Below are 20,116 nucleotides of genomic sequence, written 5' to 3' on the forward strand. Positions count from 1 at the left end.
GGTATGAGGGCCGGATCCATCCCCTGGGGCGACGACGGACGCGGCGGGCGCGAGGCATGGTGGAGACATGAAGGGCATGACAGGCGTGACAGGCATCAAGGGCCACGGGCCCCGGCGGTGGCGGAGAGCGGTGTGAGCCCACTCCTGCTGCCGGTGCTGCTCTGCCTGGTGTCGGCCGTGGCGTACGCGGCCGCGGCCGTCGTGCAGGAGCGCGTCGCGGCCACGACGCCGGGCGGGCCCTGCGGGCCGCTGCGCCGGCCCGGCTGGTGGGGCGCGGTCGCCCTGACCGGGCTCGGCGCGGGGCTGCACGTCCTGGCGCTCGCCTACGGGCCGCTGAGCCTGGTGCAGCCCCTGGGGGCGCTCACGATCGTCTTCGCACTGCCCCTGGCGGCGGTCTCCGCCCGCAGACCCGTCGGCGCGGCGGGGTGGCGCGGCGCCCTCCTGGCCACCGCCGGGCTCGCCGGGCTCCTCAGCCTGACCGGCCCGCCGCACGCCGAGACCCTCGACGCCGCCCAGCGGCCCGGCCTCGCCGCCGTGGCGATCGCCGGGGCGGCGGTCCTCGCACTCGGTGCGCACTGGGCGCGGCGGGCCGTCGTCCGCGGGGTGGTGCTGGCCGCGGCCGCGGGCGTCGCCTTCGGCATGGCCTCCGTCTTCACCAAGGCCGCCGCGCAGGACTGGACCTCCGGCAGGACGGAGTTCTTCGCCTTCACGGCGCTGGTCACCGCCGTCCTCGCCGCGGGCGGCATGCTCCTGTCCCAGGCCTCCTACCGCGGCGCGGGCCTGGCGGCGCCGCTGGCGACGGTGACCACCGTGAACCCCGTGGTGGCGGCGGCCGTGGGGACGGCGGTGCTGGGAGAAACGTTCCGGTACGGGGTGACGGGCGGGCTCCTGGCCGCTGCGGCCGGCACGGTCGCCATAACGGGCGTGATCACCCTCAGCCGCCTCACCCCCGCCCTCTCCACCACCACCCCCACCCCGGCGGTCCCCCACGCCCGCCGAAGACTCACCCACGCGACGGCGAAACAGGAATAGCCGACCACCGAACGGCGGACGGGGACCGGCCGACGCCGACTGGGGCTGCAGGGGCGGGGGTTACGGGGCACGCCCCCGAAATCCCTTCCGCGGCAGCGGCGATCAGCAGGGATGGTGCGGCGCGCCTGTCCATGCCGGCGTCCGGGGCACCGCAAACCCCTTCCGCCGCAACGGCGATCAGCCGCGGCAGCGCATTCCGGCGGTGCCGTGCCGGACGGGAGCCGGGGAAGACGGCCGGGCCCACCCGGCAGGTCGGCCGGGTCGGCCGCGAGCGCGACGGCCCCGCCGTTGTCCGTGAGCGCCCTCCGCGAGGAGGTATGGTCCTGGCGCGGGAAGCACGACACGATGGGCCCGTCCGTCCGGCCCACCCCCTCCGGAGGAGCCCCGTGGACTTCGACGTCGTCGTGGAGATCCCGCAAGGCAGCCGCAACAAGTACGAGATGGACCACGAGCGCGGCCGCATCCGCCTGGACCGGCTGCTGTTCACTTCGACCCGCTACCCCGCCGACTACGGCTACATCGAGCGGACCCTCGGTGCCGACGGCGAACCGCTCGACGCCCTCGTCCTGGCGGGCGAGCCGACGTTCCCGGGGATCGTCATCAGATGCCGTGCGATCGGGATGTTCCGCATGCGCGACGAGAAGGGCGAGGACGACAAGGTGCTGTGCGTGCCCTCGTCCGATCCGCGGCACGAGCACATGAGGGACCTGCGCCACCTCCCCGAGTTCGACCGGCTGGAGATCCAGCACTTCTTCGAGGTGTACAAGGAGCTCGAACCCGGCAAGTCCGTCGACGACGGCGCCCGCTGGGCGGACCGCGCCGCCGCCGAGGCGGAGATCTCCGCCTCCTACGCACGGGCCGCGGCGGCCGGCGCCGGGCAGGAGCGGGAGCGCCCGGCGCACTAGCCGCCCGTCGGGCTCAGGCCTCCCGCAAGAGCGCCGCGAGGTCCCCGTCCACGTCCAGCCGGCCGCCTTCGCTGCCGGCCGGCACCAGCGCGTAGGAGCGTGCGAGGAAGCGCCGCAGCTCGGCGGTGTCGATCTGCACCATGGCCACGCCCTCGACGGCGTGGAACTCCAGCACCGTGCGGTCCGGCCCGCACGGCCACACGTGGACGTCGCCGCCCCCGGTGGGCGCGATCAGGCCGCAGGCGAGCGTCTCGCGGGCGAAGACCCATTCCACGTCCGCCCCGTCGAGGGAGGCCACGGGCGGGAAGGCGATGTGGACGGCGAAGGGATCGGAGGGTACGTAGCGCAGCTGCGCGGGGACGGCGCGGTCCTGCGGGGCCGACGCAATGAGCCGTGCCTGGACAGCCTGGTCGATGACAGTGGACAACGCGTGCTCCCTCGCGATCGCTGTGATGTGGTGCGGGTCCTTGCGGTGGTACGGGGTGCTGGTGCGGCGGTGGTCGTGCGGGACGTGCGGGCCGTGCGGTTCGTGCTGCTCCTGCCGGCGTCCGGCCGCCGGCCGGATCCGGGAGGGATCCGCCGACTGGAGAGACGCCGTCAGAAGAGACGGCGGTTCGATCGCTGCAGTGCACATGATTCAAGCGTGACCTGCATCACGATCCTTTGATTGGAAAAGACATAAGCCGTCTCAGCCATGAAATCGCTGCCCGTGCACCACTCTGTTCACTACCGTTCACTACCGCTGCACCGGCAGTACCGCCCGCACCTCCCACCCCCCGCCGGGGACCGGCCCCGCCGTCAGGGACCCGCCGATCGCGTCCGCCCGCTCGGTGAGCCCGACCAGCCCCAGCCCCCCGGTGTCCTCGGGCGCGTGGGGCGCCGGCTGCCCCGCGGGGCCGTCGTCGCGCACGGAGACGAACAGGCGCCGCTCCTCCTCGCGCAGCGTCACGCGCACGGCCGACGCCCCGGGGCTGTGCTTGGCCACGTTGGCCAGCCCCTCGGCGACGATCCGGTGGACGGAGGCGGCCAGCTCGGGGGCCGCCGCCCCGGAGCCGAAGCGGGGGTCGACGTCCAGCTCGACCCGCACGGCGCCCGGCCCCGTCCGGCGGAACTCGTCGACCAGCGCGCTCACCGCGTCCGGGCCGGGCAGCGGCGCGCGGTGGGCCTGGTCCTGCTGCAGGACGCGCAGCAGCCGCCGGGACGAGGTCAGCGCCTCGTCGCCGGCCGCCTCGATGTCCCGCAACGAGGCGGCGACCTGCTGGTCCTTGGTGACGGTGCCGGTGGCCTTGGCCAGCAGCGTCATCGCGGCGACGTGGTGGGAGACGAAGTCGTGCAGCTCGCCCGCCAGCTCCAGGCGCTCGGCGTCGCGCGCGGCGGCCACGGCCCGGGCGCGCTCGCCGTCCCGGTGGCGCAGGCACAGGCCCGCCGAGGTGACGCCGGCGACGACCAGGGCGTAGACGACGACGGCCGCCCCGGGCGCGTCCGTGTCGCGCACGGGCGCCACCAGCACCCCGGCGGCCAGCGCGACGCCCGTCGGCACGGCGGCCCGCACCGGCGCCCGCCACGCGACGAGGGCGAGCAGCACCAGCAGGGCCGCGCTCTCGGTCAGCCCCCGGACGGGCAGGTGCTCGCCCGCGGCCATCAGGTACCCGGTCGCCGACCAGGACACCGCGATCGCCGCCGCGGCGCGCGCGGCCGGCGGGCCCCAGGGCGGCACGCACAGGGCCGCCAGCAGTCCGGCGGCCCACACCACGAGGTGGGCGTGGTGGCCGTCGGTCTGCCCGGGGTGGACGGCTCCCCGCGACAGCAGGCGGCCCTCCAGCAGCCACAGGCAGCACAGGCCGGCCAGCAGCCAGCCGGTGCGGCGGCGCCGGGCAGTCCCGGGGGCGGTCCGGGCAGGGACGAACGGCACGGATGTCGGCGTCATGCGCTTCACGCTAGGCGCGGGCCGCCGGGCGGCGGATCGCCCGTACAGCCACTCGGCACCGGCCAAAAGGATGAACGTTGGACGACCTGAAATCTGCCGCAGTCCGGTGAGCCTCCGCCGGACAGCTGCTAGCTTGCCCCGTCATGAGACGGACGCTGAGGACGTTACGCACCATCGGCGCGGCCTTGTGCGGCGCCGCACTCGCCTGCGCGGGCACCGCGCCCGCCCAAGCGGACGGCGGGCCCGCGGCCCGGGCCTGGGAGAGCCGGCACAGCGGCAGCGACGCCCGCTTCCGGGGTCTTGCGGCCGTCAGCCGCTCCACGGCGTGGGCCGCCGGCACGAAGGGGACGGTCCTGCTCACCCGCGACGGCGGGCGCAGCTGGCGAAACGTCTCGCCGCCCGGGGCGGGCGCGCTCGAATTCCGCGACGTGGAGGCGTTCGACGGCCGCCGCGCCGTCGTGCTGGCCATCGGCGAGGGCGAGGCGTCCAGGGTCTTCCGCACGGACGACGGCGGCAGCACCTGGACGGAGACCTTCCGCAACACCGATCCGAAGGCGTTCTACGACTGCCTGACCTTCTTCGACCCGCGCCACGGCATCGCCCTCGGCGACCCCGTGGACGGCCGGTTCCGCATCCTCGCCACCGGCGACGGCGGCCGCAGCTGGCGCGTTCTGCCCGGCCGGGGCATGCCGGCCGCACTCCCCGGCGAGGCCGCGTTCGCGGCGAGCGGCCAGTGCGTGGTGAGCTCCGGCAGGCACGACGCCTGGATCGCGACCGGTGGCGCCGCGTCCTCCCGCGTCCTGCACTCCGCCGACCGCGGCCGCACCTGGACCGTCGCCGGCACGCCCGTCCCCGCCGGCGACTCCGCCCGCGGCGTCTTCGGCCTCGCCTTCCGCGACCGGACGCACGGCCTGGCCGTCGGCGGCGACTACCGCACCGGGCAGCCCTCGGAGCGGGCCGCGGCCGTCAGCGGCGACGGCGGCACGACCTGGACGGCCGCCTCCCGCCCGCCCGGCTCCTACCGCTCCGGCGTCGCCTGGCTGCCGCACAGCCGCACCACGGCGCTCGCGGTCGGCCCGGCGGGCAGCGACCTCACCACGGACGGCGGCCGCACCTGGCGCGCCTTCGACACCGGCTCCTACGACACGGTGGACTGCGCGGCGGACGGCGGCTGCTGGGCGGCGGGGGAGAAGGGACGCATCGCCCGGCTCACCTCCCGGTAGCCGCGCCCGGGACGGCGGGTGCCGCGGTCAGGAGGGCAGTTCCTGCCGGTAGGACTCCAGGGCGGGGGCCGTCTTCGTCGGGATGAACTCGGTGACGGAGTACTCGCACACCCCCGCCACGGTGAACGGGTCGCTCCGCGTGATCTCCTCGATCTTCGCCCGGTCCTCCCCGACGGCGAGGATGACGCCGCCGTCCCGGGGCACCTTCCGGCCGGAGGCGATGAAGACGCCGGACGCGTAGTGCGCGTCCAGCCAGGCGACGTGCTCGGCGAGGGCGGCGTCGATGCGCTCGATCGGCGCGATGTAGGTCAGCTCCAGTACGAACATGATCGCCAGGCTAGCCGCCGGGTAGCGTGACCCGCACTATGCGCATGGCAGAGGTAACCGACGTACCGCCCGGGTGGCCCACGACCGAGGCGGAAGCGACCGCCCTCCAGGACGAGTTGCGGGGCCGCACCGTCCTGGACGAACCCGGGCCCCCGCCCGGCGAGCCGCTCGTGGCCGTCGGCGTCGACGTGGCCTACGACGACGAGCGGGACGTCGTCGTGGCCGCCGCCGTGGCCCTGGACACCGCCACCCTGAGAGTGGTGGAGGAGGCGACGGCGGTCGGCCGGGTCGCCTTCCCGTACGTGCCCGGGCTGCTCGCCTTCCGCGAGATCCCCACGGTCCTCGCCGCCCTGGAACGGCTCGGCGTCACCCCTGGCCTGGTCGTCTGCGACGGCTACGGCCTCGCCCACCCGCGCCGCTTCGGCCTCGCCAGCCACCTGGGCGTCGTGACCGGCCTGCCGACGATCGGCGTCGCCAAGAACCCCTTCACCTTCCGCCACGACGCCCCCGGGCCGCACCGCGGCGACACCTCGCCCCTCCTCGACGGCGACGAGGAAGTGGGCCGCGCTCTGCGCACCCAGCCCGGCGTCAAACCGGTCTTCGTCTCCGTCGGCCACCGCACCGGCCTCGACAACGCCACCGCCCACACCCTCGCCCTGGCCCCCGCCTTCCGCCTCCCGGAGACGACGAGAGCGGCGGACGGCCTGTGCCGGCGGGCGCTGAAGGGGCTGGTGGAAGGGAAAGGTGACGGCGTGACGGGGTGACGGGGTGACGGGGTGACGGCCGGTCACCTACCGCCCGGTGGCGGAGCCGCCCCACGGAGGCGCGCGGCGCCGACATACTGACCCCGCCCCCTCCCGAAGGCTCGGCGCGGCCCGCATCGCGCCGGAAAGGCGGTCGCCGTGGGTCTGCCCGTTCCCCTGTCCGGGGTCGTTCCACCGCTCTGCACGCCGCTGACCCCGTCCGGCGAGGTCGACACCCGTTCGCTCGGCTCGCTCGTGGAGCACGTGCTCGCCGCCGGTGCCCACGCCGTCTTCGTGCTCGGGTCCAGCGGGGAGACGGCCTACCTGGACGACGCTCGCCGCCGCACGGCGCTGAGGGCCGCCGTCGACGCCGTCGCCGGGCGGGTGCCGGTGCTCGCCGGGGTGGTCGACATGACCACCGCGCGCGTCCTGGACCACGCCCGGGCCGCCGCCGCGCTCGGCGCGGACGCGCTCGTCGCCACCGCGCCCTTCTACACCGCCACCCACCCGGTGGAGGTCCGCGACCACTTCCGCCGCATCCGGGCCGGCGCCGGGCTGCCGCTCATCGCGTACGACATCCCCTCGTCCGTCCCCACCAGGCTGGACGCCGGGATCCTCCTGCCCCTCGCCGAGGACGGGACGCTGGCCGGGCTCAAGGACAGCAGCGGCGACCTCGGCGGGCTGCGCCGGCTCCTCGTCGCGCTGCGGCGGCGCGGTCTCGACGCTTCGTTCGCCGTGCTGACGGGGTCCGAACTGGCGGTCGACGGGGCCCTGCTGGCGGGTGCGCACGGCGTCGTCCCCGGGCTGGGCAACGTGGACCCGGCCGGGTACGTACGGCTGTACGAGCACGCCCGTGCGGGCCGCTGGGCCGAGGCGGCCGCCGAACAGGACCGGCTCGCGGCGCTGTTCGCCCTCACCGGGACGGGGGACCTCGCCGGGATGAGCTGGAGCGCGTCCGCGCTCGGCGGCTTCAAGGCGGCCCTGCACCTCCTGGGGGTCATCGACTGCCCGGCGACGGCCGCCCCGCAGCACCCCCTGCCCGGCGCGGCCGTGGACGCCGTGCGGCACCACCTGGCGGAGGCCGGGCTGCTGTGATCCCCGGCGGTGCCGCAGATCCCCGGTGATGTCACACCGGCGGGCTAGCGTGTACGGGCAAGAGGCAGAGGCGCATGCGCACACCCCGGAGGCACCCCATGACCTTGTCCGCCCCTCTCAAGGCCCGCGCGAACGTGCGGCGATTCGCACTCTCGCTGCCCGGCGCCGTCGAGGAGTTCCCCTGGGAGGAGGACGCCGTCGTCAAGGTCAACAAGAAGATCTTCGTCTTCCTCGGCTCCGAGGGGAACACCGAGTCGCCGGGCATCTCGGTCAAGCTCAAGGACGAGGAGGTGCACGGCCACGCCATGGCCGTCCCCGGGGCGGCGCCCACGGCCTACGGCCTCGGCAGACACGGCTGGGTGTCGATCCCGCTCACCGGGGAGAGCGCTCCGGCGGAGGTGCTGTGCGACTGGGTGGAGGAGAGCTACCGGACCATCGCCCCCAAGCGCCTGGTCGCCGAGCTCGACGCGGGCTGAGCGGGGCCGAAGTGCGCTGCCGGGGGCGCGATGTGACGCCGCGGCCGGGGGCGAGGTCTTGTGAAAACTGGAACCTGTTCTTAGCATCGCGAGTGTGACAGCGGTTGTGTCACAGACGCCTTCTCGCACGGGCCGTCTCACCAGGGCCGTCTCTCCGAGGCCGTCTCACCGAAGTCGGGTCACACAAAGCCACAGGGGGTCCGGATGACCGGCACAGCCGGCGGTCCGCTCGACGGCGTGCGCGTCGTCGAGCTCGCGGGAATCGGGCCCGGCCCGTTCGCCGCCATGCTCCTGGCCGACCTCGGGGCCGACGTCGTCCGCGTCGACCGGCCCGGCGGCCCCGGCCTGCACATCGCCCCCTCCCGCGACGTCACCAACCGCAACAAGCGCTCGGTGACGGCCGACCTCAAGACCTCCGCAGGCCGCCGCGCGGTCCTCGACCTCGCCGCCCGGGCCGACGTGCTGATCGAGGGCTACCGGCCCGGCGTCGCCGAGCGGCTCGGCGTCGGCCCCGACGCCTGCCTCGCCCGCAACCCCCGCCTCGTCTACGGGCGGATGACCGGCTGGGGCCAGCAGGGCCCCCTCGCCGACACCGCCGGCCACGACATCGCGTACATCGCCGTCACCGGCGCCCTCGGCCTGTCCGGCCCGGCCGACGGGCCGCCCGCCTTCCCCGCCAACCTCCTCGGCGACTTCGGCGGCGGCGCGCTCTACCTGGTCGTCGGCGTCCTCGCCGCCCTCCACCACGCCCGCGCCGGCGGCACCGGCCAGGTCGTCGACGCGGCCATCGTCGACGGCACCGCCCACCTCACCGCGCTCCTCCACGGCATGCTGGCCGCCGGAGCCTGGCAGGACCGGCGCGAGGCCAACTTCTTCGACGGCGGATCGCCCTTCTACGGCACGTACGAGGCGGCCGACGGCGGCCACATGGCGGTCGGCGCCCTCGAACAGCGCTTCTACGCGGAGTTCATGGACCTCCTCGGCCTCGCCGAGCTCGCGCCCGCCCGCGACGACCCGTCCCGCTGGGACGAGCTGCGCGCCGCCGTCGCCGCCCGCTTCCGCACGCGCACCCGCGCCGAGTGGACGGCCGTCTTCGACGGCTCGGACGCCTGCGTCGCCCCCGTGCTCTCCCTGCGCGAGGCCCCCGCCCACCCGCACCTCGCCGCCCGCGGCACCTTCGTCGAGCACGCCGGCCTCACCCAGCCCGCCCCCGCCCCCCGCTTCTCCGCCACCCCCGGCTCCGTCCGCCGCCCGCCCGCGCGGCCCGGCGCGGACACCGCCGAGGTGGCGCGGGACTGGGACGTCCCCAGCCTCGAGTCGCTCCAGAAGGGCCCGCAGTCATGAAGCGCCAGATCTTCACCGCCGAGCACGAAGCCTTCCGCGAGACCGTACGGACCTTCCTCACCAAGGAGGTCGCCCCGCACTACGAGCAGTGGGAGCGCGACGGCATCGTCTCGCGCGAGGCCTGGCGGGCGGCCGGGCGCCAGGGCCTGCTCGGCCTCGCCGTGCCCGAGGAGTACGGCGGCGGGGGCACCGGCGACTTCCGCTACAGCGCCGTGCTCACCGAGGAGTTCACCCGCGCGGGGGCGGCCGGCCTCGCGATCGGGCTGCACAACGACATCGTCGGGCCGTATCTGACGGGCCTCGCCACCGACGAGCAGAAGCGGCGCTGGCTGCCCGGCTTCTGCACGGGCGAGATCATCACCGCCGTCGCGATGACGGAGCCGGGAGCCGGCTCCGACCTGCAGGGCATCCGCACCGCCGCCGAGGACCGCGGCGACCACTGGCTGCTCAACGGCTCCAAGACCTTCATCTCCAACGGCATCCTCGCCGACCTCGTGGTCGTCGTGGCGCGCACGACGCCCGAGGGCGGGGCCAAGGGCCTGAGCCTGCTCGTCGTCGAGCGCGGCATGGCCGGCTTCGAGCGCGGCCGCAACCTCGACAAGATCGGGCAGAAGGCGCAGGACACGGCCGAGCTGTTCTTCCACGACGTGCGCGTGCCCAAGGAGAACCTGCTGGGCGAGCTCAACGGCGGCTTCGTCCACCTGATGACCAACCTCGCCCAGGAGCGGATGAACATCGCCGTCGCCGGGATCGCCGCCGCCGAGCACCTGCTGGAGCTCACCACCGGCTACGTCAAGGAGCGCGAGGCCTTCGGCCGTCCGCTCGCCAAGCTGCAGCACATCCGCTTCGAGATCGCCGAGATGGCCACCGAGTGCGCCGTCACCCGCACCTTCCTGGACCGCTGCATCGCCGAGCACACCGCGGGCACGCTCGACGCCGTGCACGCCTCCATGGCCAAGTGGTGGGCGACCGAGCTGCAGAAGCGCGTCGCCGACCGCTGCCTGCAACTGCACGGCGGGTACGGATACATGGCGGAGTACCGGGTCGCCAAGGCGTTCACCGACGGCCGGATTCAGACGATCTACGGCGGCACCACCGAGATCATGAAGGAGATCATCGGCCGTTCCCTGCTCTCCTGACCCGCCCCCCCGACCAGCGTCCCCCGCCCCGAAAGGCCCACGACCTTGAGCAGCACCGAAGCGTACGTATACGACGCGATCCGCACCCCGCGCGGCCGCGGCAAGGCCAACGGCGCCCTGCACGGCACCAAGCCCGTCGACCTCGTCGTCGGCCTCATCCACGAGCTGCGCCGCCGCCTGCCCGGCCTGGACCCGGCCGCGATCGACGACATCGTGCTCGGCGTCGTGAGCCCCCTGGGCGACCAGGGCTCCGACATCGCCCGGATCGCGGCGATCGCCGCCGGCCTGCCCGACACCGTCGCCGGCGTGCAGGAGAACCGCTTCTGTGCCTCGGGCCTGGAAGCCGTCAACCTCGCCGCGGCCAAGGTCCGCTCCGGCTGGGAGGACCTCGTCCTCGCCGGCGGCGTGGAGTCGATGTCGCGGGTGCCGATGGGCTCCGACGGCGGCGCCTGGTTCAACGACCCCATGACCAGCCTCGACGTCAACTTCGTGCCCCAGGGCATCGGCGCCGACCTGATCGCCACCCTCGGCGGCTTCACCCGGCGGGACGTGGACGCCTTCGCCGCCCGCTCGCAGGAGAACGCCGTCGCCGCGTGGAAGGACGGCCGCTTCGAGCGCTCCGTGATCCCCGTGCGCGACCGCAACGGCCTGGTCGTCCTCGACCGGGACGAGCACCCCCGCCCCGGCACCACCGTCGAGACCCTGGCCGGGCTCAAGCCCTCATTCGCCGCGATCGGCGAGGCCGGCGGCTTCGACGCCGTGGCCCTGCAGCAGTACCACTGGGTCGAGAAGATCGACCACGTCCACCACGCCGGCAACTCCTCCGGCATCGTCGACGGCGCCTCCCTCGTCGCCATCGGCAACCGCGAGACCGGCGAGCGCCACGGGCTGACGCCGCGGGCCCGCATCGTCTCCGCCGCCGTCTCGGGCTCCGACCCCACCATCATGCTCACCGGCCCCGCCCCCGCCTCCCGCAAGGCGCTCGCCAAGGCCGGCCTGACCATCGGCGACATCGACCTGATCGAGGTCAACGAGGCCTTCTCGGCCGTGGTCCTGCACTTCGCCCGCGAGATGGGCATCGGCCTCGACAAGATCAACGTCAATGGCGGCGCCATCGCCCTCGGCCACCCGCTCGGCGCCACCGGCGCCATGCTGCTGGGCACCGTCATCGACGAACTCGAACGCCAGGACAAGCAGTACGGCCTGGTCACCCTCTGCGTGGGCGGCGGCATGGGCATCGCCACCGTCGTCGAGCGCGTCTAGCCTCCCGCGGGCCCCGGGCCGGCCCCCTTCCTTCTGTCCGGCGATTGAGGACAATCCCCCATGGAGAGCACCGACATGAGCGAGCGCAACACCATCCGCTGGGAGCGGAGCGACGACGGCATCGTCACCCTCGTCCTGGACGACCCCGACCAGTCCGCCAACACCATGAACAACGCCTTCAAGGCGTCCCTCACGGCGGTCGCCGACCGGCTGGAAGCCGAGAAGAATTCGGTGCGGGGCGTCGTCTTCACCTCCGCGAAGAAGACCTTCTTCGCCGGCGGCGACCTGCGCGAGCTGATCGCCGCGACCCCCGCCGACGCCGGGAGCGTCCTGGAGGGAAGCATGACGATCAAGCGCGACCTGCGCCGGATCGAGACCCTCGGCGTGCCCGTCGTCGCCGCCGTCAACGGCGCGGCCCTCGGCGGCGGCTACGAGATCGCGCTCGCCTGCCACCACCGCATCGCCCTCGACGCCCCCGGCTCGAAGATCGGCCTCCCCGAGGTCACCCTCGGCCTGCTGCCCGGAGGCGGCGGCGTCACCCGCACCGTACGGCTCCTCGGCATCACCGACGCCCTGCTGAAGGTGCTGCTGCAGGGCACGCAGTACGACCCGCGCCGCGCCCTGGAGGCCGGGCTCGTCCACGAGCTGGCGGCCGACCGCGACGAGCTCCTGGCCAAGGCGCGGGCGTTCATCGACGCGCACCCCGAGTCGCAGCAGCCCTGGGACGTCAAGGGCTACAGGATCCCCGGCGGCACCCCGGCCAGCCCGCGCTTCGCCGCGAACCTCCCGGCCTGCCCCGCCAACCTCAGGAAGCAGCTCGGCGGCGCCCCCTACCCGGCCCCGCGCAACATCCTGGCGGCCGCCGTCGAGGGCTCCCAGGTGGACTTCGAGACCGCGCAGCTCATCGAGGCCCGCTACTTCACCGAGCTGGTCACCGGCCAGACCGCGAAGAACATGATCCAGGCGTTCTTCTTCGACCTCCAGGCCGTCAACTCCGGCGCCAGCCGCCCGCGTGACGTCTCCCCCCGCCAGGTCGGCAAGGTCGCCGTCCTCGGCGCCGGCATGATGGGCGCGGGCATCGCCTACGCCTGCGCCAAGGCCGGCATCGAGGTCGTCCTGAAGGACGTCTCCGAGGAGGCGGCCCGCAAGGGCAAGGCCTACTCCGAGGGCCTGCTGGCCAAGGCCCTCGCCCGGGGCCGCACCACGGAGGCCAAGCGGGACGAGCTGCTCGCCCGGATCACCCCGACCGCCGACGTGGCCGACCTGGCGGGCTGCGACGCCGTCATCGAGGCGGTCTTCGAGGACCCGGCCCTCAAGCACAAGGTCTTCCAGGAGATCCAGCACGTCGTCGCGCCCGACGCCCTGCTGTGCTCCAACACCTCCACCCTGCCCATCACCCTCCTCGCCGAGGGCGTCGAGCGGCCCGTGGACTTCGTCGGCCTGCACTTCTTCTCGCCCGTCGACAAGATGCCGCTCGTGGAGATCATCAAGGGGGAGCGCACCGGCGACGAGGCGCTGGCCCGCGCCTTCGACCTGGTCCGGCAGATCCGCAAGACGCCCATCGTGGTCAACGACTCGCGCGGCTTCTTCACCTCGCGCGTCATCGGCCGCTTCATCAACGAGGGCGTGGCGATGATCGGCGAGGGCGCCGACCCGGCCTCGGTCGAACAGGCCGCCGCGCAGGCCGGCTACCCCGCCAAGGTGCTCTCCCTGATGGACGAGCTGACCCTCACCCTGCCCCGGAAGATCCGCGAGGAGACCCGGCGGGCCGCCGAGGCGGCCGGCGAGACCTGGATGCCGCACCCGGCGGACGCGGTCATCGACCGCATGGTCGAGGAGTTCGGACGCCCGGGGCGCAGCGGCGGCGCCGGCTTCTACGAGTACGCGGACGGCAAGCGCGCCGGGCTGTGGCCGGGGCTGCGCGAGCACTTCACGAAGAAGGACGTGGAGATCCCCTTCGAGGACATGAAGGAGCGCATGCTGTTCTCCGAGGCGCTGGACACCGTCCGCTGCCTGGAGGAGGGCGTCCTGACCTCCGTCGCGGACGCCAACATCGGCTCGATCCTCGGCATCGGCTTTCCCGGCTGGACGGGCGGCGCGGTGCAGTACATCAACGGCTACGAGGGCGGCCTGCCGGGCTTCGTGACCCGCGCCCGGGAGCTCGCGGCGACGTACGGCGACCGGTTCGAGCCGTCGGCCCTGCTGGTGGAGAAGGCGGAGAAGGGGGAACGCTTCTAGGAGGGAGTGCACCCGGGTACCCGCGGGTGCGGGTACCCGGCTGCGCGGGTCAGGAGGCGGGGCCGGCCGCCTCCTCGTAGGCCGCGCGCAGCTCCTCGTTCAGCGAGCGCTGGAACGCCGTTACCAGCGCCTGGACGACGAGCGGCTGCATGTGGGCCGACAGCGACTTCATCGCCGCGACGTCGGGCGTCCGCACCTCGTCGCGGAAGAGGCGCGTCAGCTCCCGGGCGGTGGCGCGGGCGTGCTCCAGCAGGACGGTGCGGGCGGCCAGGATCGCCTCCGGCGAGACCGGTACGTCCAGCAGCCGGACGCCCAGGTGGAGCAGGGCCGGGTCGACGAGGTAGGAGCCGGCGGCCTCGCCCCGCTGCAGGGCGTTGAGCGCGGCCAGCCGGTCGACGTCCTCCTCGGTGAGGGCGCGGCCGGCCCGCCTCTCCAGCTCCTCCCGGGTGGTCTCCTCGGCCCCGTCGGGCGTCCAGGAGGCCACGAGGGCGCGGTGGATGGCCAGGTCCTGGGGGGTGAGGCCTTCGGGGAGCCGGTTCAGGTAGCGCTCGATGGCGGCGAGCGTGAGCCCCTGGTGCTGCAGTTCTTCGATCAGCGCGAGCCGGGAGAGGTGGCCGGGCCCGTAGCGCCCGACCCGGCGCGGGCCGATCTCGGGCGGGGGCAGCAGCCCCCGGGTGCTGTAGAAGCGCACGGTGCGGACGGTCACCCCGGCCCGGGCGGCCAACTCGTCCACCGTCAGGGTCGCTTCCCCGGTCTCCGTCTCCGCGGCCATGGGCGGCACCTCGCTCTCTGTTCCGCACCTGTCGGTGTCGAACAGTATTGCTGTGCCACCGGCGCTGTGAAACCGGCGGCGGCCCGCCGTACCGCATGCGCGCGCGGGGCGGCGGCGGTACGACGGGCCTGTGTGCAGGGCCGGTCAGGATCCGTCGGGGCCGGTCAGTGCCGGTGGGCGCGCTCCGCGTCCTGGATCTTCTTCCAGGACTTGGGCGCGGTGACGCCGGCCTTGAGCGACTTCGCCGCCTTGGCGGGGGCGGTGCCGGCCGGAGCGGGCAGCGTGCTCGGCTTCGACGGCTGGAACAGCCAGGTGTCGAAGAGCGGCGCGAGCTTCTTGCCGGAGGCCTTCTCGGCGAACTTCACGAAGTCCTGCACGGAGGCGTTGCCGTAGCGGTTCTCCGTCGTCCACTGCTTCAGGATGGCGAAGAACGTCTTGTCGCCGACGGTGTTGCGCAGCGCCTGCAGGGCGACGGCGCCGCGGTTGTAGACGGCGCGGTCGAACTGGCGGTTCGCGCCCGGGTCGCCCGGCTTGACCTTCCAGAAGTCGTTGTCGGCCGGGACGCTGTTGTACACGTACTCGGCGAGCTCCTGGGCGGTGCCCTCGCCCTCCTTCTCCGACCACAGCCACTGGGCGTAGGTCGCGAAGCCCTCGTTCACCCAGATGTCGCGCCAGTCCTTGACGGAGACGCTGTCACCGAACCACTGGTGCGCGAGCTCGTGCACGACGATCTGCTGGTTGCCGCCGCTGGTGAAGGACGCCGGGCTGTAGAACGGCCGGGTCTGGGTCTCCAGCGCGTAGGACGACTTGACGTTCGGCACGTACCCGCCGACGGCGTTGAAGGGGTACGGGCCGAAGACCGTGCTGGCCCAGTCGGTGATCTCGGCGGTGCGCTCGATGCTGGCCTTGGCCGAGGGGAGGTTCTCGCCCAGGTCCTTGCTGTAGGCGTTGACGACCGGCAGGCCGCTCTCCGTCGTGCCGGTCGTGATGTCGAACTTGCCGACGGCCAGGGTCGTCAGGTAGCTCGCCTGGGGCTTGGTGGAGCGCCAGTTGTAGCGCGTCCAGCCGAGCTTGGAGGACTGGGAGGCGAGCACGCCGTTGCTGATGGCCTGGACGTCGTCCGGCACGGAGACCGACACGTCGTAGGTGGCCTTGTCGGTGGGGTGGTCGTTGCTCGGGAACCACCAGGCCGCCGACTGCGGCTCCTGGGCCACGACCGCGCCGTCCGGGGTGCGCTTCCAGGCCGTGAAGCCGTCGATCTTCACGGTGGAGGGGGTGCCGCTGTAGCGCACGACCACGCTGACGGGCTTGCCCTGCTCCAGCGGGCCGGCCGGGGTGACCTCCAGCTCGTGGGCCCCCGAGTGCTTGAACGCGGCCTTCCTGCCGCCCACCAGGACCTCGCTCACGTCGAGGGTGAAGTCGAGGTTGAAGCGGGACAGGGCCTGGGTGGGGGTGGCGAGCAGGGTCGCCGTGCCCTCCAGCCGGTCCGTCTTCGGCTGGTACTTCAGCCGCAGGTCGTAGTGCGAGACGTCGTACCCGCCGTTGCCGTCTTCCGGGTAGTACGAGTCTCCGGCGCCCGGGGCACCGGGCGTGGCGTCCGCCGCCGACGCCGGGACCGCGAGCAGCAGGAAGGCGGCAGCGGCCGTGCTCGGAACGATGAGTCTGTGACGACGCACGAGGCACTCCAACTCGTAGAGGAGAACGATCACTCGGAAGCCTATGTACTCACCGGGGAGGGGGCCATGTCCATGGGGCCTTCCGACATGTGATCGACATGCGCGCGTCATGAGGCGGTGCGGCCGTCAACTCCTGAAGCTGCCGTGACCCCTTCTGTTCCGGGCCCCGCCGGCGTTACCGTCCGCCCGTGATCAGACGACAGCGGGACGCCCGCATACCCTGGACTCCACTCGTACTGGCGGCAGTTGCCGCCCTCGTGGCGGTGCTCGTGTCGCCGCCCGGCGCCGCGCAGGCCGCCCCTCCGCGCGGCAAGGAGAGCACCCCGGTCTATTCGTACGACCGCGCCATCCGCGAATCCGTCTGGGTCGACACCCGGGTGGACGCCGACGGGGACGGCAGGTCCGACCGGGTGGCCGTCGACGTCATCCGGCCCCGGGAGGCCGCCGAAGCGGGCAGGCGGGTGCCCGTCATCATGGACGCGAGCCCGTACTACTCGTGCTGCGGCCGCGGCAACGAGAGCCAGAAGAAGACCTACGACGCGCAGGGGAAGCCGGCCGGGTTCCCGCTGTACTACGACAACTACTTCGTACCGCGCGGCTACGCCGTCGTCCTCGTCGACCTCGCCGGGACCAACCGCTCCGACGGGTGCGTCGACATCGGCGGCCGGTCCGACGTGCAGTCGGCCAAGGCCGTCGTCGACTGGCTCAACGGCCGGGCCCGCGGCTACGCCACCCGCGCGGGGAGCGAGCCCGCCACGGCCGGCTGGACCACCGGGGCCGTCGGCATGATCGGCAAGAGCTACGACGGGACCGTCGCCAACGCCGTCGCCGCGACCGGCGTCGAAGGCCTGAAGACCATCGTCCCCATCGGCGCCATCAGCTCCTGGTACGACTACTACTTCGCCCGGGGCGCGGCCCTCTACGACGGCGGCCCCGACGGCCTCTCCGACCGGATCGAGAGCCCCGAGGCCCGCGGCCGCTGCCAGGCCGTACAGCGCGAGCTCGTCGAGGGCGCCCCGCGCAACGGCGACCGGACGGCCCTGTGGGAAGCCCGCGACTACGTCAAGGACGCCGGGAACGTGCGCGCCAGCGTCTTCGCGGTCCACGGCCTGCAGGACCTCAATGTACGAACCAAGCACTTCGGCCAGTGGTGGGACGCCCTCGCGGAGAACGGCGTCGAGCGCAAGGTCTGGCTCTCCCGGGCCGGCCACGTCGACCCCTTCGACTTCCGCCGCGAGGCGTGGGTGACCACCCTGCACCGCTGGTTCGACCACTACCTCCTCGGCTACGACAACGGCGTCGAGCGCGAGCCCATGGCCGACGTCGAGCGCGCCCCCGACCAGTGGTCCACCGACCGCGTCTGGCCGCCGCGCGACACCCGCACCACCACCCTGCGACCCGCTGCCGGCCCCGTCGCGGGCGTCGGCACGCTCGGCCTGAAGCCCGCGCCGCGGGGCGCCACCGCCGAGTTCACCGACGACCCCGGGCTCAACGAGAGCGACTGGTCCGCGAGCATCGACCGCTCCACCCCAGGCAAGGCCGGCTTCGTCACCCCGCCCCTCAGCCGCGACCTGCGCCTCGCCGGCTCCTCGGCCGTGCGCCTGACGGTCACCCCGTCCACGGCCTCCGCCCACCTGTCCGCCGTCCTCGTCGACCTGGGCCCCGCCGAGATCCGCGACTACACCTCCCGCGGCGAAGGCATCCGCACCCTCGACGACCGCACCTGCTGGGGCAGCGGCAACGCCGCCGACAGCGCCTGCTACAAGCGCACCGAGGCCACGAAGGCAAAGGTCGGCCACACCGTCTTCAGCCGCGGCTGGGCCGACCTCGGCCACTGGGACGGCTCCGGCAAGGGCGGCCCCCTGACCCCCGGCAAGCCGTACACGATCACCCTCGACCTCGCCGCCGCCGACCACGTCGTCCCGGCGGGCCACCGCCTGGCCCTGATCATCGCCGGCACCGACGCCGGCCTCATCGAGCCGGCCTCCACCACCCCGCACGTGACGGTGGACCTCCGCCGCACGTCGGCAACCCTGCCCCTGGCAGGCGGCTACGCGGCCTTCACCCGCGCCACCACGGGCGGCACCCGCACGAAGCCCGCGTCACCGCGCGGCCTGGACGTGCCGTCGCTGCTCCACGTGCCGTGACCGCCGCTCCGGGCCGGGACGCGCGAGACGCCCCGGCCCGGGGCCGGAGCGAAATCCGGTACGGCCCCCTCCTCCGCTGCGGTTAAAGTCGACCCGTTATGAGTGCCACTCTCGTCGCCAAAAGCCTTGCCGCCGGACACGGCGACCGCACCCTCTTCTCCGGGCTCGACCTCGTCGTCGCGCCCGGGGACGTCATCGGTCTGGTCGGTGCCAACGGGGCCGGTAAATCCACCTTGCTGCGGCTGCTCGCCGGGCTGGACGTGCCGGAGGAGGGCGGGCTCTCACTGAGTCCGCCGACGGCCACCGTGGGGCACCTGCCGCAGGAGCCCGAGCGGCGGCCGGGGGAGACCGTGCGGGAGTTCCTCGCCCGCCGGACCGGGGTGGCCCGGGCCCAGGCCGAGCTGGACGCCGCCACGCAGGCGCTCGTCGACGGCGCACCGGGCGCCGACGACGCCTACGCCACGGGCCTCGACCGCTGGCTCGGCCTCGGCGGTGCCGACCTGGACGAGCGCGCCGAGGAGGTCGCCGCCTCGCTGGGGCTGTCCGTCGGGCTCGACCGGCCCATGACCAGCCTCTCCGGCGGCCAGGCCGCCCGCGCCGGGCTCGCCTCCCTGCTGCTGAGCCGCTACGACGTCTTCCTGCTGGACGAGCCCACCAACGACCTCGACCTCGACGGGCTCGCCCGCCTGGAGTCCTTCGTCACGGGGCTGCGCGCCGGCACGGTCGTGGTCAGCCACGACCGCGAGTTCCTGACCCGCACGGTGACCAAGGTCCTGGAGCTCGACCTCGCCCAGCAGCAGGTCCGCCTCTACGGCGGCGGCTACGCGGCCTACCTGGAGGAGCGCGAGACCGCCCGCCGGCACGCCCGCGAGGCCTACGAGGAGTACGCCGACACGCGCGCCGGCCTGGAGGACCGCGCCCGCACCCAGCGGAACTGGATGGAGAAGGGCGTCAAGAACGCCCGCCGCAAGGCCAGTGACAACGACAAGATCGGCCGCAAGTTCCGCACCGAGTCCACCGAGAAGCAGGCCGCCAAGGCCCGGCAGACCGAGCGGCTCATCGAGCGGCTGGAGGTCGTCGAGGAGCCCCGCAAGGAGTGGGAGCTGCGCATGGAGATCGCGGCGGCGCCGCGCTCCGGTGCGGTCGTGGCCACGCTGCGCGGCGCCGAGGTGCGCCGGGGGTCCTTCTCCTTCGGCCCCGCCGACCTGCAGATCGACTGGGCCGACCGGATCGCGGTGACCGGCGCCAACGGCTCCGGCAAGTCCACGCTCCTCGCGGCCCTGCTCGGCCGGCTGCCGCTGGACGCGGGGCACGCGGCGCTGGGCCCGGGCGTCGTCGTGGGCGAGGTGGACCAGGCGCGGGCCCTGTTCTTCGGCACGGAGACGCTGCTGGAGGCCTTCGGCGCGGCCGTCCCCGACCTCGCGCCCGCCGACGTCCGGACGCTGCTGGCCAAGTTCGGCCTGAAGGCCGATCACGTGCTGCGCCCGGCGGTGACCCTCTCGCCGGGCGAGCGGACGCGCTCGGCGCTGGCCCTGCTGCAGGCGCGCGGGGTCAACCTGCTGGTCCTGGACGAGCCGACCAACCACCTCGACCTGCCGGCGATCGAGCAGCTGGAGTCCGCGCTGGACTCGTACACGGGCACGCTGCTGCTGGTCACGCACGACCGCCGGATGCTGGACGCGGTCCGTACGACCCGCCGCATCGAGGTCTCGGAGGGGCGCCTCACGGAGCGCTGACGGGCGCCGCCCTCCCGTGCGGGACGGCGGCCTCCTGTACGAGCTGACGGGCGCCCTCCCATGCGCGAGGGCG

The 20,116-nt window shown here is 73.9% G+C and carries 17 protein-coding genes; 12 read left to right on the top strand and 5 right to left on the bottom strand.

The window, feature by feature from the left end; all coding sequences use genetic code 11:
- Positions 1-132 precede the first annotated feature (132 nt).
- Positions 133-1,032, top strand: coding sequence for a DMT family transporter (locus NQU55_RS06460; RefSeq protein ID WP_308402203.1), 900 nt, complete (start codon positions 133-135; stop codon positions 1,030-1,032).
- Between the two features lie 386 nt (positions 1,033-1,418).
- Complete coding sequence (locus tag NQU55_RS06465) at positions 1,419-1,937, top strand: inorganic diphosphatase (protein WP_256789993.1); 519 nt, start codon at positions 1,419-1,421, stop codon at positions 1,935-1,937.
- A 13-nt stretch (positions 1,938-1,950) separates the two neighbouring features.
- Here the strand turns inward: NQU55_RS06465 and ssgD are convergent, their stop codons facing one another.
- Complete coding sequence (gene ssgD / locus NQU55_RS06470; RefSeq protein ID WP_168091666.1) at positions 1,951-2,364, bottom strand: spore wall synthesis regulator SsgD; 414 nt, start codon at positions 2,362-2,364, stop codon at positions 1,951-1,953.
- A 309-nt stretch (positions 2,365-2,673) separates the two neighbouring features.
- Positions 2,674-3,864, bottom strand: coding sequence for a sensor histidine kinase (locus NQU55_RS06475; RefSeq protein WP_168091662.1), 1,191 nt, complete (start codon positions 3,862-3,864; stop codon positions 2,674-2,676).
- Between the two features lie 143 nt (positions 3,865-4,007).
- Here NQU55_RS06475 and NQU55_RS06480 point away from each other — a divergent pair, with 143 nt between their 5' ends.
- Complete coding sequence (locus tag NQU55_RS06480; protein WP_168091661.1) at positions 4,008-5,087, top strand: WD40/YVTN/BNR-like repeat-containing protein; 1,080 nt, start codon at positions 4,008-4,010, stop codon at positions 5,085-5,087.
- A 27-nt stretch (positions 5,088-5,114) separates the two neighbouring features.
- On the opposite strand, the gene NQU55_RS06485 is transcribed toward NQU55_RS06480, so the two are convergent.
- Positions 5,115-5,414, bottom strand: a complete 300-nt coding sequence (locus tag NQU55_RS06485) for a YciI family protein (RefSeq protein ID WP_168091660.1) — start codon at positions 5,412-5,414, stop codon at positions 5,115-5,117.
- Between the two features lie 44 nt (positions 5,415-5,458).
- Here NQU55_RS06485 and NQU55_RS06490 point away from each other — a divergent pair, with 44 nt between their 5' ends.
- The 7 genes from NQU55_RS06490 (at position 5,459) to NQU55_RS06520 (ending at position 13,712) form a co-directional block, all read left to right on the top strand.
- Complete coding sequence (locus NQU55_RS06490; RefSeq protein WP_168091659.1) at positions 5,459-6,178, top strand: endonuclease V; 720 nt, start codon at positions 5,459-5,461, stop codon at positions 6,176-6,178.
- 138 nt (positions 6,179-6,316) lie between these two features.
- Positions 6,317-7,252, top strand: a complete 936-nt coding sequence (locus NQU55_RS06495) for a dihydrodipicolinate synthase family protein (RefSeq protein ID WP_168091658.1) — start codon at positions 6,317-6,319, stop codon at positions 7,250-7,252.
- Positions 7,253-7,350: 98 nt separating this feature from the next.
- A complete protein-coding gene (locus tag NQU55_RS06500; protein WP_168091657.1) occupies positions 7,351-7,728 on the top strand; it encodes an MmcQ/YjbR family DNA-binding protein in 378 nt (125 codons plus the stop codon).
- Positions 7,729-7,932: 204 nt separating this feature from the next.
- A complete protein-coding gene (locus NQU55_RS06505) occupies positions 7,933-9,072 on the top strand; it encodes a CaiB/BaiF CoA transferase family protein (RefSeq protein ID WP_168091656.1) in 1,140 nt (379 codons plus the stop codon).
- Positions 9,069-10,211, top strand: a complete 1,143-nt coding sequence (locus tag NQU55_RS06510) for an acyl-CoA dehydrogenase family protein (protein WP_168091655.1) — start codon at positions 9,069-9,071, stop codon at positions 10,209-10,211. Before NQU55_RS06505 ends, NQU55_RS06510 begins: the two co-directional genes overlap by 4 nt.
- 45 nt (positions 10,212-10,256) lie before the next feature.
- Positions 10,257-11,474 (top strand): acetyl-CoA C-acetyltransferase, encoded by a 1,218-nt coding sequence (locus NQU55_RS06515; RefSeq protein WP_168091654.1) that lies wholly within the window; start codon positions 10,257-10,259, stop codon positions 11,472-11,474.
- A gap of 75 nt (positions 11,475-11,549) precedes the next feature.
- Positions 11,550-13,712, top strand: a complete 2,163-nt coding sequence (locus NQU55_RS06520) for a 3-hydroxyacyl-CoA dehydrogenase NAD-binding domain-containing protein (RefSeq protein WP_168091665.1) — start codon at positions 11,550-11,552, stop codon at positions 13,710-13,712.
- 49 nt (positions 13,713-13,761) lie between these two features.
- Here NQU55_RS06520 and NQU55_RS06525 read toward each other — a convergent pair whose 3' ends face one another.
- Together NQU55_RS06525 and NQU55_RS06530 are read right to left on the bottom strand one after the other, a co-directional pair.
- Entirely contained in the window at positions 13,762-14,484 is a 723-nt protein-coding gene (locus NQU55_RS06525; protein ID WP_168091653.1) for a MerR family transcriptional regulator, read from the bottom strand.
- A gap of 164 nt (positions 14,485-14,648) precedes the next feature.
- Positions 14,649-16,160, bottom strand: coding sequence for a M1 family metallopeptidase (locus tag NQU55_RS06530; RefSeq protein ID WP_256789996.1), 1,512 nt, complete (start codon positions 16,158-16,160; stop codon positions 14,649-14,651).
- Positions 16,161-16,348: 188 nt separating this feature from the next.
- Between NQU55_RS06530 and NQU55_RS06535 the strand changes: the two genes are divergently transcribed.
- Together NQU55_RS06535 and NQU55_RS06540 are read left to right on the top strand one after the other, a co-directional pair.
- On the top strand, positions 16,349-18,307 hold the full coding sequence (locus NQU55_RS06535) for a Xaa-Pro dipeptidyl-peptidase (protein WP_256789997.1): 1,959 nt from the start codon (positions 16,349-16,351) through the stop codon (positions 18,305-18,307).
- Positions 18,308-18,405: 98 nt separating this feature from the next.
- Positions 18,406-20,043, top strand: coding sequence for an ABC-F family ATP-binding cassette domain-containing protein (locus tag NQU55_RS06540; RefSeq protein ID WP_168091651.1), 1,638 nt, complete (start codon positions 18,406-18,408; stop codon positions 20,041-20,043).
- Positions 20,044-20,116: the final 73 nt, after the last annotated feature.

This window comes from Streptomyces telluris, assembly GCF_024519335.1.
In the GTDB taxonomy this organism is placed as follows: Bacteria; Actinomycetota; Actinomycetes; order Streptomycetales; family Streptomycetaceae; genus Streptomyces; species Streptomyces telluris.